12 protein-coding genes are annotated in these 12,223 nt (G+C 57.6%); 9 read left to right on the top strand and 3 right to left on the bottom strand.

The window, feature by feature from the left end; genetic code table 11:
- Positions 1–48 precede the first annotated feature (48 nt).
- The gene (locus tag H2O17_RS07090) at positions 49–672 is read right to left on the bottom strand and encodes a 3'-5' exonuclease (RefSeq protein WP_182049054.1); all 624 of its coding nucleotides are present in this window, start codon (positions 670–672) and stop codon (positions 49–51) included.
- 139 nt (positions 673–811) lie between these two features.
- On the opposite strand from H2O17_RS07090, the gene H2O17_RS07085 reads away from it, so the two are divergent.
- The 3 genes from H2O17_RS07085 to H2O17_RS07075 all read left to right on the top strand — a co-directional run bounded on the left by H2O17_RS07085 (position 812) and on the right by H2O17_RS07075 (position 4,325).
- Positions 812–1,006 (top strand): DUF7455 domain-containing protein, encoded by a 195-nt coding sequence (locus tag H2O17_RS07085; RefSeq protein ID WP_182049053.1) that lies wholly within the window; start codon positions 812–814, stop codon positions 1,004–1,006.
- Between the two features lie 118 nt (positions 1,007–1,124).
- The gene (locus H2O17_RS07080) at positions 1,125–3,260 is read left to right on the top strand and encodes a DNA gyrase/topoisomerase IV subunit B (protein ID WP_182049052.1); all 2,136 of its coding nucleotides are present in this window, start codon (positions 1,125–1,127) and stop codon (positions 3,258–3,260) included.
- A 63-nt stretch (positions 3,261–3,323) separates the two neighbouring features.
- The gene (locus H2O17_RS07075) at positions 3,324–4,325 is read left to right on the top strand and encodes a GNAT family N-acetyltransferase (protein ID WP_182049051.1); all 1,002 of its coding nucleotides are present in this window, start codon (positions 3,324–3,326) and stop codon (positions 4,323–4,325) included.
- Between the two features lie 25 nt (positions 4,326–4,350).
- Here the strand turns inward: H2O17_RS07075 and H2O17_RS07070 are convergent, their stop codons facing one another.
- Positions 4,351–6,783, bottom strand: a complete 2,433-nt coding sequence (locus H2O17_RS07070; protein ID WP_182049050.1) for a DNA gyrase/topoisomerase IV subunit A — start codon at positions 6,781–6,783, stop codon at positions 4,351–4,353.
- 129 nt (positions 6,784–6,912) lie between these two features.
- On the opposite strand from H2O17_RS07070, the gene H2O17_RS07065 reads away from it, so the two are divergent.
- From H2O17_RS07065 to H2O17_RS07055, 3 genes are read left to right on the top strand one after another with little or no spacing between them, the layout of a single operon-like run.
- Complete coding sequence (locus tag H2O17_RS07065; RefSeq protein ID WP_246311359.1) at positions 6,913–7,476, top strand: DUF5998 family protein; 564 nt, start codon at positions 6,913–6,915, stop codon at positions 7,474–7,476.
- A gap of 13 nt (positions 7,477–7,489) precedes the next feature.
- On the top strand, positions 7,490–8,632 hold the full coding sequence (locus H2O17_RS07060; protein WP_246311181.1) for an alkaline phosphatase family protein: 1,143 nt from the start codon (positions 7,490–7,492) through the stop codon (positions 8,630–8,632).
- Entirely contained in the window at positions 8,633–9,277 is a 645-nt protein-coding gene (locus H2O17_RS07055; protein WP_182049048.1) for a thymidine kinase, read from the top strand.
- Between the two features lie 83 nt (positions 9,278–9,360).
- Here the strand turns inward: H2O17_RS07055 and sepH are convergent, their stop codons facing one another.
- The gene (gene sepH / locus H2O17_RS07050; protein ID WP_182049047.1) at positions 9,361–10,422 is read right to left on the bottom strand and encodes a septation protein SepH; all 1,062 of its coding nucleotides are present in this window, start codon (positions 10,420–10,422) and stop codon (positions 9,361–9,363) included.
- A gap of 348 nt (positions 10,423–10,770) precedes the next feature.
- On the opposite strand from sepH, the gene H2O17_RS07045 reads away from it, so the two are divergent.
- From H2O17_RS07045 to H2O17_RS07035, 3 genes are all read left to right on the top strand, one after another.
- On the top strand, positions 10,771–11,070 hold the full coding sequence (locus tag H2O17_RS07045; protein WP_182049046.1) for a DUF4193 domain-containing protein: 300 nt from the start codon (positions 10,771–10,773) through the stop codon (positions 11,068–11,070).
- A gap of 199 nt (positions 11,071–11,269) precedes the next feature.
- Complete coding sequence (locus tag H2O17_RS07040; RefSeq protein WP_246311180.1) at positions 11,270–11,959, top strand: DUF3710 domain-containing protein; 690 nt, start codon at positions 11,270–11,272, stop codon at positions 11,957–11,959.
- Complete coding sequence (locus H2O17_RS07035; RefSeq protein ID WP_182049044.1) at positions 11,956–12,207, top strand: hypothetical protein; 252 nt, start codon at positions 11,956–11,958, stop codon at positions 12,205–12,207. The genes H2O17_RS07040 and H2O17_RS07035 overlap by 4 nt, the downstream gene beginning before the upstream one ends.
- Positions 12,208–12,223 lie beyond the last annotated feature (16 nt).

Below are 12,223 nucleotides of genomic sequence, written 5' to 3'. Positions count from 1 at the left end.
GAGCTGAAATCATCGGGGTGGTGTGCCTTGATATGCACGTATGAGGTTCTAGAACAGACTGACTGGCCAGTCCAACGCGCCGGCTTGCTGGAGGGCAGGCAGCCACGCCGCAGGCTTCGTCACGCTACCCTGGCGGGATTTTGCCTGCTGCGCATACCGGATGCCCCGCGATTCGGCCAACATATAGTGGCGCAGCAAGTCTGCCGCTCCCCACGCATCTACCAACGCACGATGATGGCCACCCAAGGAGATCCCTGCCCGTTCGGTTGCCGAAACAAGGCTGTGACGGCCCTCCGGAAGATAGATCTTCGAAAGCTCCATCGTGCACACCGTGGCCTGCGCGGGGATAGTCATAGGGTAAGAAGAACGCTCGAACTCAGCGTTGAGGAACGCCACATCGAACACAACGTTATGAGCCACCACCGCACGTGTCTCAAGAAGAGATGTGAGACCGGGAAGAATCTGGGTGAACGTTGGGGCCGAAGCGACGTCGTCGTCGTAAATGCCGTGGATGAACTGAGAGGTGACAGGACGCAGCGGATTGACCAACGTGCTCCACTCATCCTGAAAGGCGCCCGAAGAATCCAGGAGTACAACCCCAACTTCGATGATGCGTTCTTGAGTGGCTCGAAGGCCGGTTGTCTCGCAGTCGACCACGGCAAATCCGGCCATTGCGCCTCCTTGGCTGATATTCCAGATAGATGGCGGTTGCGAACTCGTAGGCAACAAGCAAATCTAGCAGACTTCCGCCGCGGGTGAACTCACACGGCCGGATGGGAATGTTTTTTGGGCATCGTGCTTTTATTGAGATGTGAGTACACCAGTGATTGAAGAGAAGAACCTGACTGCGGCAGATCGCTGCGACGCGTGCGGTGCGCAAGCATACGTGCGGGCCGTCATGCCGTACGGAGAGTTGCTGTTCTGTGGTCATCACGCGAATCAGCACCTCGCAAAGCTGCAGGAAACTGCAGTTCATATCGTTGACGAACGCAACACTATCAAGTGAGGTTGGAAGGTTGGGCGGTTCCCGCCCAACCGATCTGCTGAACAGGATGCGAACAGCATCGTGAGTTTCCACCCGTTGAGCGCGCCGGTAAAGAAATCCATCGGCTTGGGCACGTAGCATGTTGGACGTGTCAACGAACGAAGCCTATACCGCGCGCCACCTGCAGGTCCTTGAGGGCCTAGAAGCTGTGCGCAAGCGCCCTGGAATGTACGTCGGATCCACGGACTCTCGTGGTCTGATGCACTGCCTCTGGGAGATCATTGACAATGCCGTGGACGAAGCCCTAGAAGGGTATGCCTCATCGATCGTTGTGACACTTTTCGCGGACGGTTCCGTTCAGGTCAACGACGACGGGCGCGGAATCCCTGTGGACATCGTGCCAGGCGTGGGACTCAGCGGCGTGGAGACCGTCTACACCAAGCTGCATGCAGGCGGCAAATTCGGTGGCGGATCATATACCGCTTCGGGTGGTTTGCACGGAGTAGGTGCGTCCGTAGTCAACGCTTTGTCTGAGCGGCTGGACGTTCAAGTTGACCGCGGTGGCAAGACTTACCAGATGCAGTTTCATCGCGGGGAGCCGGGGCGATTCGAGGATGAGAAGAGGGCTGCTTCGCCCCACAGCAGGTTTGTTCCATTCACGGACGGGTCAGAACTCGACGTCGTCGGAAAAGTAGCGCGAAAGAAGACCGGAACCCGGGTGCGTTACTGGGCTGATCCTGAGATCTTTTCAGCCGATGCTCAGTTCTCCTATCACGAACTCGAAGATCGAGTTCGTCAAACGGCTTTTCTTATTCCCGGACTCGGGATATCGATTATCGATGAGCGAGGCCTACCCGGAACGCCGGGCGCGGAAGGTGTCCATAAGGAAACTTTCCATTACGAAGGTGGAACTGTGGATTTCGTGGACTTCCTTGCCACGGATCCAGCGGTAACTGACTCGATCCATCTGGTTGGTTCGGGGACATTCACGGAGAACGCTCAGGTGTTCGACAAGGAGTCTGGAAGCCTCGTCACGCAGGAGGTGCTGCGCGATTGCGACGTTGACATCGCACTGCGGTGGGGGACCGGATATGAAACCCGCATCGAGACCTTCGTCAACATCATTCGGACCCCCGGGGGCGGTTCCCACCAGACGGGGTTCGAACAGGGCTTGATCAAGCTCATGCGCTCAATGATCGATTCGAACTCTCGGCGCCTCAAGCTCACTGCTAAGGACCCAAAGATTGAGAAGGATGATGTCCTAGCAGGCCTCTCAGCAGTGGTAACTGTGCGATTCCCAGAGCCTCAGTTCGAAGGGCAAACCAAGGAGATACTCGGAACTGCTGCCATTCGGCAGATCGTCTCTGGCGTGGTGGAGAAGGAACTTGGTGAAGTTCTTTCCTCTCCGAAGCGGGATCAGAAGACTGAGACCAGCAGGCTCCTCGAGAAGATCGTTGCGGAGATGCGCGCGCGAGTAGCGGCCCGAATGCATAAGGAGATTTCGCGCCGGAAGAACGCTTTGGAGAGTTCGTCATTCCCAGCGAAACTGGCTGACTGCCGAAGTGAAGATGTGGAGCGCACAGAGCTCTTTATCGTGGAGGGCGATTCGGCGTTGGGTACTGCGCGCCTAGCCCGATCAAGTGAATTCCAAGCGCTGCTGCCAATACGTGGCAAGATCCTCAACGTCCAGAAGGCCTCCCCAGCCGAGATCCTCAAGAACGCGGAAGTTGCTGCGATAATCCAAGTGGTTGGGGCAGGATCAGGCCGCACGTTTGATGTCTCGGCCGCACGCTACGGCAAGGTCATCATGATGACTGATGCCGACGTGGATGGTGCACATATTCGTACGCTACTTCTGACACTCTTCTTTCGGTATATGCGCCCCCTGGTTGAGGCCGGGCGGGTGTATGCGGCGGTACCGCCACTCCATCGCATCGAGGTGGCCGGAAGCGGGGGCAAGAAGGGCAGATTCATCTACACATATTCCGAAGAAGAACTGCACAGCGAGCTTCGCAAGTTGGAGCGCACAGGCAAGCATTACAAGGATCCGATCCAGCGGTACAAGGGTCTAGGCGAGATGGACGCTCACCAGTTGGCCGAGACCACAATGGACCCGGCCCACCGCACTTTGCGGCGCATTCAGATGGAGGACGAACAAGCATTGCGTGAGGCCGAACACGTATTTGAACTCCTTATGGGCAACGATGTGGCCCCCCGACGTGACTTCATCGTGGGGCATGCCGATAACGTAGATCGTGACCGCATCGACGCATAGATGCATATTGCATCGTGACCACGACCGGTACACTCACAGTGAGTGCAATCCAACAGGAGGGTTATGACGGCTGTCGCTCAACCTGCGTCTTGGGTCCCCCTGGGACCAGAGCAAAGTCGGGAGATCTGGAGTCTTATCCAGACAATTGAGAAGCATGACGGTACAGCGTTTCGCACGTCACAAGCTGAAGTCGATTCGTATTTTGATTCGGCATATCTGTGGCGGGCTTCTGGAGTGCGCACTGTTTTCGGTGAACTCATTGCCTATGGCCTTTCGCGCATGCCGCGGCTGCATGGGGACTCCGTTGAGATCATCATGTCTGGCGGAGTGCACCCTGACTATCGGTCCATTGGGTTGGGCGCAGGACTGGTTGAAACGCAGCTCGCCACGTCGGAGCAATTAGCTCAAGGTGAGGTTCGCCGCGCCACAGCCACCATGCATGTGGATTCTGAGAGCGCCGACCTCATGGATCTTCTTGAACGAGCTGGATTTGTGAACACTTCTTCCTACATCCAGATGCGGCGCAAACTCGACGATTTCGTTCCCAATATAGAGATCCCGGGTTTCATCAGTATCGTGGAACTGAGTTCTCTGACCGACGACGACATACGCCGCGCCCATAACGAAATCTACTTCGAGCTGGCCGGGCAGGGTCCGATGAGTCCTGAACAGTGGACGGCTGAACGCGCATTCCTCATGCGCGAATGGAGTTTCGCTGCGCTGGACCGCAGGGGCGATCGGCCGCGATTGGCAGGCTACATTCTCTCCGCCAAATACGACCAAGAGTGGGCGGATATCGGGTGGTCCGAAGGCTACATCGACGAGGTCGCCGTACACGAGGAATGGCGACGAATGAACCTCATGACCGCTCTTCTGAGCTCCGCAATGGTGGCTTACCGTAATGATGGAGTGGAGTATGCGGGCATCGACGTCTCGATTGATCCGCAGGCTGACAACCCGTTTGACAGGGTGCGGCTCTTCTCAGACTTCGAGTTTGAAAAGACTGTCCAGACCTTCGTTATGTCACGCCCAATCGACCTCCAGCCCACCGCTATACAGAGTTAATCGCGGTCGGCTTCTGGCCGCTTAGCTATCCGATAGTTGTAATCACAGCAGTCAAAGGAACCCCAGAACCATCGCGGCGCTCGTCGATCTCCGGCAAATCCAGCGGCTGGCCAGCACTACCAATTGCGCGTAGGGGAGCGCCACCAACGTGAGCCAGCTGCAAGCAATCTTCACCTCGTAGGAATCGATGCGCACGAACGCCACCTGTGCCGCGACCCTTGGAAGGAAAGCGATCCAACGGCGTTACCTTAACGGAACCAGCTACAGTACCGGGAAGGGCTTCAGAGCTACCGGTGACGGTAGCAACGAGTGACCCGGCGACGTCGTCGCCGCGAACCACGCCGAGCGCGATGACATGTGCGCCTTCTAAGAGTCTGATACCTGCAACTCCTTTGCCTGTGCGCCCCTGCGGGCGCACAGCATCTGCCCCAAACCTCAGTAGCTGGGCATCACTCGTTACCATGACGATCTGGTCGGAGTCCTGGCTGTGGGCGGCACCAATCACCTTGTCATCCGCGGCAAGGCCGATCACATCCCATGAGTCCTTACCTGGATGTGCCGCAGCTAGCCGCTTGATCTTTCCTTCCGCGGTGGCCATCGCGATTGGCGGCGCATCTTCAGCCAGAGATACGAGGGCAACGACGCGCTCGCCCTTCTCGAGAACGAGGAGCTCATGGATGGGCGTGCCACCCGCGAGGCTCGGTGCGCCGGTCGTAAGCGGCAATGCGGGCGCAACGATGACATCTAGCCGCATGAGCCTACCCGCCGAGGTGAGTGCTCCAACTTGACCGCGAGCGGTAGCCGGCACAGAACTGACGATAGCGTCGTGGGCTGACCGTGTGCCTTCGGTGAGGGGGGCCAAAGCTTCCGTTGTGCGTGCTACGAGCCCGGTGCCTGATAAGAGCATCCAACATGGGTCGTCTGGCGTCTCCAGCGGAACTTCCTTGGATGCTGCGACAGGATCGGCGCCATCGGATTCAAGCAGAATAGTGCGGCGAGGTGTGCCGTACAGTTTGGCCACCTCGGCCAGTTCGGAGGAAACCACCTTGTGGAGGGCGGACTCCGATGCCAGGATCGCCTCGAGTTCCGTGATTTGCTGTGTCAGCTCATCGCGGCGTTGCTCCAGTTCAATCTGCGAGTATTTGGTGAGGCGGCGCAGGCGCAGCTCAAGGATGTAGTCGGCTTGAGCCTCCGACAAGTCGAAGACTTGTTGAAGCCGGGCCCGCGCCGCCGCGGTGTCATCAGAGGTACGGATAACGGCAATGACGTCATCGATGTTGAGGACCGCCACAAGAAGACCTTGAACAAGGTGGAGGTCCTTCTGAGCCTTATCTAGGCGAAACTCAGTGCGCCTGCGCACCACGTTGACCCGATGGTCAAGGAACACCTGCAGAAGCTGTTTCAGTCCGAGCACGCAGGGCTGGCCATCAACCAACGCGACGTTGTTGATTCCGAACGAATCCTCCAGTGGCGTGTGTTTGTAGAGCTGGACCAAAACGGCTTCCGGGTTGAAGCCATTCTTCACTTCCACAACGAGGCGCATCCCGTGATGGCGGTCCGTCAGGTTCTGAACTCCTGTGACGCCCTGAATCTTCTTGTGATTGATTGCATCCTTGAGCTTCTCAATCACCTTCTCTGGGCCAACCAGGTAGGGGAGTTCAGTGAAGACTATGCCCTTCTTACGGGCAGTGACGTTTTCAATATGTGCGGTCGCGCGAGTCTTGAATATGCCACGACCAGATTCATAGGCTGCTCGAATGCCATCTAACCCCACGATCTTGCCGCCTTCGGGCAGATCGGGGCCGGGAATGAACCGCATGAGGTCATCCAGCGTGGCGTCAGGATGTGAGAGGAGGTGGCGCGCCCCTGAAACAACCTCAGTGAGGTTGTGAGGGGGCATGTTGGTGGCCATGCCAACGGCGATCCCAGAGGATCCATTGACAAGAAGGTTCGGGATGGCGGCAGGGAGGACGTCCGGCTGCATCATCGTGTTGTCATAGTTCGCCACCATGTCCACGACGTCTTCGTCCAGAGATGCTGTCATGGCAAGAGCGGCTGGTGCTAACCGGACCTCGGTGTATCGGGGGGCTGCCGGGCCGTCGTCGAGCGATCCGAAGTTACCGTGCCCGTCAACCAACGCAAGTCTCATCGTGAATGATTGCGCCATCCGAACCATGGCATCGTAGATCGCGGTATCGCCATGGGGATGTAGGCGACCCATCACGTCGCCCACCACCCGCGAGGACTTCACATGCCCTTTGTCAGGGCGCAACCCCATCTGGCCCATCTGGAACAGAATGCGGCGCTGAACCGGTTTGAGACCATCGCGGGCATCCGGCAGGGCGCGGGCGTAGATCACGGAATACGAATACTCGAGGAATGACGTGCGCATCTCCGTGGAGACGTCGATATCGACGATGTTTTCCTCAACGGGAGTGGGCTCGGCAGACTTTCGCATGGTTGTAAGTATTCCTGCCCGTCACGCTTTGGCCAAAACGCCATCCCCGCTTGTGTCTCGTGATCTTCCTGACGACGCTCGCTGGCAATGGTGCACAGCAGGTAGCGATGATGAGAGAATCGGGAAGTGATGAACGAACGGCATGGAGAATTCTGGGCAGACCTCACTGCTCGAGTATCCGAGGAGTCCCCGATTCTGGAGGATGTCTCCGCAATTCTCAAGGGCTACGGGCCCATCCGCTCCTATTTCATTCGGCCAGAGACGGTCTTTGATCAGGATTCGGTGTTTGACTCGATTGGGGTCTTCGTACTGACGAAGTCTCACTTAATCATTGTTATCTCCGATGTAACCTACGAACTCAGCCCCACAGGCGAGTTCGTCACCACTACGCAGGTGGTTCAACTCTCCCAGATTCGTGACTTCCAAGTGGTTCGCCGGCGCGTGCTCGATGGCCCAGAACGGGGAGCGCTTGGAACCGTCCAGCTACGGTTCAGATGGGGTGCTGGATGGGCGGCGGATATCCGTCCCGCTAGCTGCGATGATCCCACATGCGAGGCAGACCATGGTTACCTCGCAATGGTTTCTGGCGACGACGGCGAAATCCTCCTCGATCCATCTTTGGACCCGGAGATTCTTGCACAGGGCTTGCGCTTCATTGATGAACTGACGGCCTGCTTGGCTGCCAAGGCGTGATGAGGAGAACAGCATGAGTACGCTGCCATTTGGATTCGTTGCGCCCGCTGAGCGTTCGGTGCGGGCAACCTTGTCCGCCGCGCTGGACGCTGTGGGACTTGCAACCACAACTAATGAGTCACATTCTGCGGCAGACCGCGAGCTTCTTGGGCTGCCCGAAGCGCCGCGGGTCTGCTTCGTCTTGGTGGATGGCCTCGGCGCCCAGAACCTCGCGGCTCGTTCTGGCCACGCTGGAACTCTGCGTGCTTGGCACGGTGCGGAACCGCTGACCTCTGTGGCGCCCTCAACCACAGCTGCTGCGATCACAGCCGTGGGTACGGGAGAACTTCCTGGCCGCACGAGCATGTTGAGTTACTCGCTCCGTTCTCCCGCGAGTGGAACAAACTTTTCGTTGATCAAGTGGGAGGACCCGGCACTCAACCCTGTGGATTGGCAGAGCGAGCCAACTCTCTTTGAGCGTCTGGGAAAACAATCTTCCTCATGCGTCTTGGTGCAACCTGCCGCTTACGTCGGATCAGGGCTCACCCTCTGTGCCTTGCGTGGTGCCTCCGCTCGCGCAGCTGAAGCGCTCGAGGATCGTGTTCATGCGGCAGCCCGCGCACTTCGCACCGGCGCCAAGGCCGTGTACCTGTACTGGGGGGAAGTTGATCACACCGGGCACAACAAGGGTTGGCTCTCTGAAGCGTGGGTGAGCGAACTTGAACAACTCGATGCTGGTATGAGGCTCCTTGCGCGATCGGTACCCAAAGGTACGCTGATTGTTCTCACAGCTGACCACGGGATGGTGGACGTTACCGAACGTATAGATGTTGGAAGCGTGCCGGGTCTACTGGATGGCGTCGATTTGGTTTCTGGAGAGGAACGGTTGCTTCATCTGTACACGCACGATGGTGAAGCGGTTGCTGCCCGCTGGCAAGAAGAGTTCGGTGAGCGATCGCTCGTTCTCACTAAGCAACAGGCGATCGATTCAGGCCTGTTTGGCAGCGTGAGCGAGCATGCTGCTGGCGTCATGGGAGATGTGCTCGTTATGCAGAGCGGAGCTCTTTCGCTCATCGACGGGCGTGGGCGCGATCCACGCCAATCTTTCATGGTAGGAGTGCATGGCTCTCTCACCCCTGAAGAAATGTTCGTTCCGTTGCTTGTAGAGGTGGTCTAGGTGGCCGAGCTGGTCTTTTTCTCAGGGACGATGAACTGCGGTAAGTCCACACTCGCACTTCAGACTGCATACAACCATCAGCAACGAGGATTGCACGGACTCATTTTCAGCCGTGGCGACCGCGCCGGTGAAGGCAAGCTCTCTTCACGGATAGGCCTTGAAGAGAACGCTATTGAGGTCCTGGCACATACCGACTTCTGGAGAACGGTTAACGCCGAGCGTTTGAGAGGCAAGCGGGTCGATTTTCTCATTTGCGATGAGGTTCAGTTCTACACGCCAGACCAAGTTGAGCAGTTAGCCAGAGTGGTGGATGAAATCGAGATCGACGTGTACGGATTCGGTATCACGTCTGACTTCATGACGCGGCTCTTTCCGGGCTCAGCCCGCATGATTGAACTTGCGGATCGGGTCGAAGTACTCCAAGTTGAGGCCCTGTGCTGGTGCGGGAAACGAGCTACTCACAACGCGCGTACTATCGGCGGCGTTATGGTCACTGAGGGCGAGCAAGTGGTGATCGGCGATGTAGATTCTGCTGACGTGGGCTATGAAGTACTGTGCAGGTATCACCACACCAAGCACATGACTGCGGAGGTGGCTCATGCCAGTATGGGCCCAGATCCCATCAATCACGTGACGCTCGATTAATGGCTGAGGAGCTTGGCAAGCGGAGGTGAGAAAACAATAGACTCCTTCACCGCGCCGGTCAAGCTGTTCCTCTGCGGGTTAAGCTATTCGTCCTTCTTGCCAAAAACGATTTCATCCCATGAGGGCATCGTGGGGCGAGCAGCTCCGCGCTTCTTCTTGTGCAGCTGTGCATCCTCATCTTCGACGCCTCGCACAGCCTTCTTGGAGGAAATGCTCAGCAGCGTGGCCGAGCTGTCTGAAGGGCGTTGAGCCGGCACGTCTAGATCTCCAGCATCTCCCGGAGCTGCATCAGGATCTCGGCGCCGCGGCAGGCTCAAAATCGTGGCATCTTGGACGGCAGTGGGCTCACTTGTAGCTGGATGAGCACCGGCAAATTCTGGTTCGGGAGCTTCCTCATCTGCCTCAACAAACGTGGGCATTGGGCGCTGCTTTCCTCGTTGAGCATCTAGGGAAGCGAGCACCTCTTCGATCCGATTCGCCTGCGGCGCTGTTTCCGGTTCTTCAGAAGAACCCGAAGAAGGATCGGGAGCCTGCTCAGGAACTGGGGGAGTATTGGGGTGACGCCAGGGTGTACTGGCCCGAGCCAGCTGGGTCTCGGAAAGCCATGTCGCTTCGTCGTCCACGGCCTCAAGCGCTCGCCTATCTAGATCAATTGTCCAGGTAGCCTTTCGATCTCTGTCCGCAGAAGTGAAGTACGCAACCAACTGCCACGGCCGCCCTTGTTCCCGAGTTGCATCCCAGCGGATTTCTGTTGGGCGAACACCGCGTGAAAGCAGGCGTGAGGCCACAACCTCTTCAACTGTCAATGCCCCAATCTCACGGCCCATCGGGAACATGCGGGCGGTTCTCGCTGTGTACTCGCGCTCTGCAAGGATCGGATGCGCCAACGTGCCAATGCGCGAAGCAGGAAGCGCAGAGAGTTCGCAAACTTCTTGAACCGATCTGCCCTGCCTGATGAGTGCTTGGATCTCCCTGGGGCTCATCTGCCGAGCGGGGGTTTCATGTGACTGTGAAGCATCGATGTCTTGGCGAAGTGCCGCTCGCAACGCGTCGTTAACCGGAAGTGAATAGCGATTGCCATTCACATCGTTCAGCGTAAGATTCTCCCCGTCTGGCTGAAGACCAAGCAGTTGGAGTTCAATCATGGCTCCCCTTCAATACAATCCTGCCTCAAGCGTGCCATCACTTGGGCTCGGCGTGGGGCATTGTGGGATGGTGTGTTTGCGACATCTGAGTCGAGGTGATTGCGACTTCTGGCGCGCTGCAGCTGGCCTTTGTGAAGCGGTGAGTAGTGCCACACGCTCACCGCGAAACAAGTCTAGGATCAACCCGAAAACTCTGGTACATTATGGGCGCACTCAACAACAGAGTGGGAATAAAGAGGGAGATTGATCGTTCTGGTGAGACAGGGCGTGACAACCCACATTCACTTCGCCTGGGTGACCAAGGTGGAAGCGAATGGCAGCGACGAAATGACGGGAGCGTGAGCGACCATGGCAACCGATTACGATGCACCACGCAAGCAAGACGAGGAGCTCCGTGAGGATTCACTTGAGCAGCTAAAGGCTCGTCGCTCCGATCAGCAGTCGGGGACGGTTGACGAAGATGAGGTAGAAGCGGCTGAGGGCTTTGAGCTCCCGGGCGCAGACCTCTCCAACGTGGAGCTATCAATCAATGTGGTTCCAGCGCAAGATGACGAGTTCACTTGCTCACAGTGTTTCTTGGTACACCACCGTTCACAGCTGGCGTATGAGGAAGACGGACAGCTCGTGTGCTCGGAGTGTGCGGCCTGAGATTGTGGCCTTAGACGGTTGTGCGGGGAGGTTCGGCTCGGCGCCGAACTTCCCGGCGCAAAAACACCGTAGGCCGCACTCGAGATAACGAGCCTTCCCGTTCGGGGTAACACACCCTGCAAGGTAGACTGACGTATTGAGCAGAGCGTAAACGATGCGCTCTCTCATTCCTTTACATGGGCTGGAAAGTGACATAGGCATGGGGCTGTTTTCCCGGAAGAAAGTATCGGATGAGGTCGCGAGCGTTGAATCCGAAGCTGCCGAGGTAGCGAACGCCGAAATCCCATCGATAGGGCCGTGGGATGAATCGGACCATCCTGAACAGGGCGCACTGCTTGACGCTGGTGCGCTGTGGATCCCAGCCGTCAAGGGAGCCTCAATCCAGTTCTCTGTTGATCAGGGCCGCAAGGTTGTGTTGGGCGTCGTATTTGTATTCAACCAGACCGCCGTTCAGCTTCAGGTTTTCGCAGCCCCCAAGTCCGCCTCTTTGTGGGAGGATGTTCGGGCTGAACTCATTTCGTCCATTGCTAACCAAGGCGGTTCGTCACGGGAGCATGATGGCGAATACGGTCCAGAGATTCGCGCGCAGATGCCCGCCCCCGGCAAGGCCAAGACTGTCCAGCCAGTGCGGTATCTGGGAATAGATGGGCCGCGGTGGCTTCTTCGTGTCACGGTCACAGGCAAGGGCGCAGTTGATGAGGTAGCAGCAGCCTCTGCGCTTCATGCGGTTCTCGACGATCTTGTGGTGGTACGTGGCCAGTCACCTCATCCACCGCGTGAAATCTTGCCGCTTTCGGTACCCCGTACAAAGGCACCAGAAGCGGAAGAACCTGAGCGCATGAAGCTTGAACTTCCTCGCCGTGGACCGGAGATTCAGGAAGTGAGATGACCGCGCAGGGCCGGCGCATCAATGTTCGGGGTACGGTCGATGCGATCACGTATCCCGGGTATCAATGCGAGCCTGTCGTGACGGTGATGCTTGGGGTTGGTGACCAAGAGCTAGTCCTCAGTTTTCTGGGGCGTACAGACCTTCACTCGGTCAATGTTGGCGCTGTGCTGCACGTCAAGGGCACGCTCACTAGTCAGCGTGGTGTCCCAACTGTCTTTGATCCGGCCTATACCGTCATTACGAACTGAGCTGGAACCGAAAGGA

The sequence above is a fragment of the Changpingibacter yushuensis genome (assembly GCF_014041995.1).
Classification (GTDB): Bacteria; Actinomycetota; Actinomycetes; order Actinomycetales; family Actinomycetaceae; genus Changpingibacter; species Changpingibacter yushuensis.
The sequence above is the reverse complement of the archived record's forward strand: the minus strand, read 5'-3'. Positions and strand labels throughout refer to the sequence as shown.

What these genes read in the sequence shown, in the direction of transcription:
- sepH (WP_182049047.1), bottom strand. Translation starts at nt 10,422, where the DNA reads ATGATTGAACTCCAACTGCTTGGTCTTCAGCCAGACGGGGAGAATCTT.
- H2O17_RS07080 (WP_182049052.1), top strand. Translation starts at nt 1,125, where the DNA reads ATGTTGGACGTGTCAACGAACGAAGCCTATACCGCGCGCCACCTGCAG.
- H2O17_RS07045 (WP_182049046.1), top strand. Translation starts at nt 10,771, where the DNA reads ATGGCAACCGATTACGATGCACCACGCAAGCAAGACGAGGAGCTCCGT.
- H2O17_RS07060 (WP_246311181.1), top strand. Translation starts at nt 7,490, where the DNA reads ATGAGTACGCTGCCATTTGGATTCGTTGCGCCCGCTGAGCGTTCGGTG.
- H2O17_RS07090 (WP_182049054.1), bottom strand. Translation starts at nt 672, where the DNA reads ATGGCCGGATTTGCCGTGGTCGACTGCGAGACAACCGGCCTTCGAGCC.
- H2O17_RS07040 (WP_246311180.1), top strand. Translation starts at nt 11,270, where the DNA reads ATGGGGCTGTTTTCCCGGAAGAAAGTATCGGATGAGGTCGCGAGCGTT.
- H2O17_RS07065 (WP_246311359.1), top strand. Translation starts at nt 6,913, where the DNA reads ATGAACGAACGGCATGGAGAATTCTGGGCAGACCTCACTGCTCGAGTA.
- H2O17_RS07035 (WP_182049044.1), top strand. Translation starts at nt 11,956, where the DNA reads ATGACCGCGCAGGGCCGGCGCATCAATGTTCGGGGTACGGTCGATGCG.
- H2O17_RS07075 (WP_182049051.1), top strand. Translation starts at nt 3,324, where the DNA reads ATGACGGCTGTCGCTCAACCTGCGTCTTGGGTCCCCCTGGGACCAGAG.
- H2O17_RS07070 (WP_182049050.1), bottom strand. Translation starts at nt 6,783, where the DNA reads ATGCGAAAGTCTGCCGAGCCCACTCCCGTTGAGGAAAACATCGTCGAT.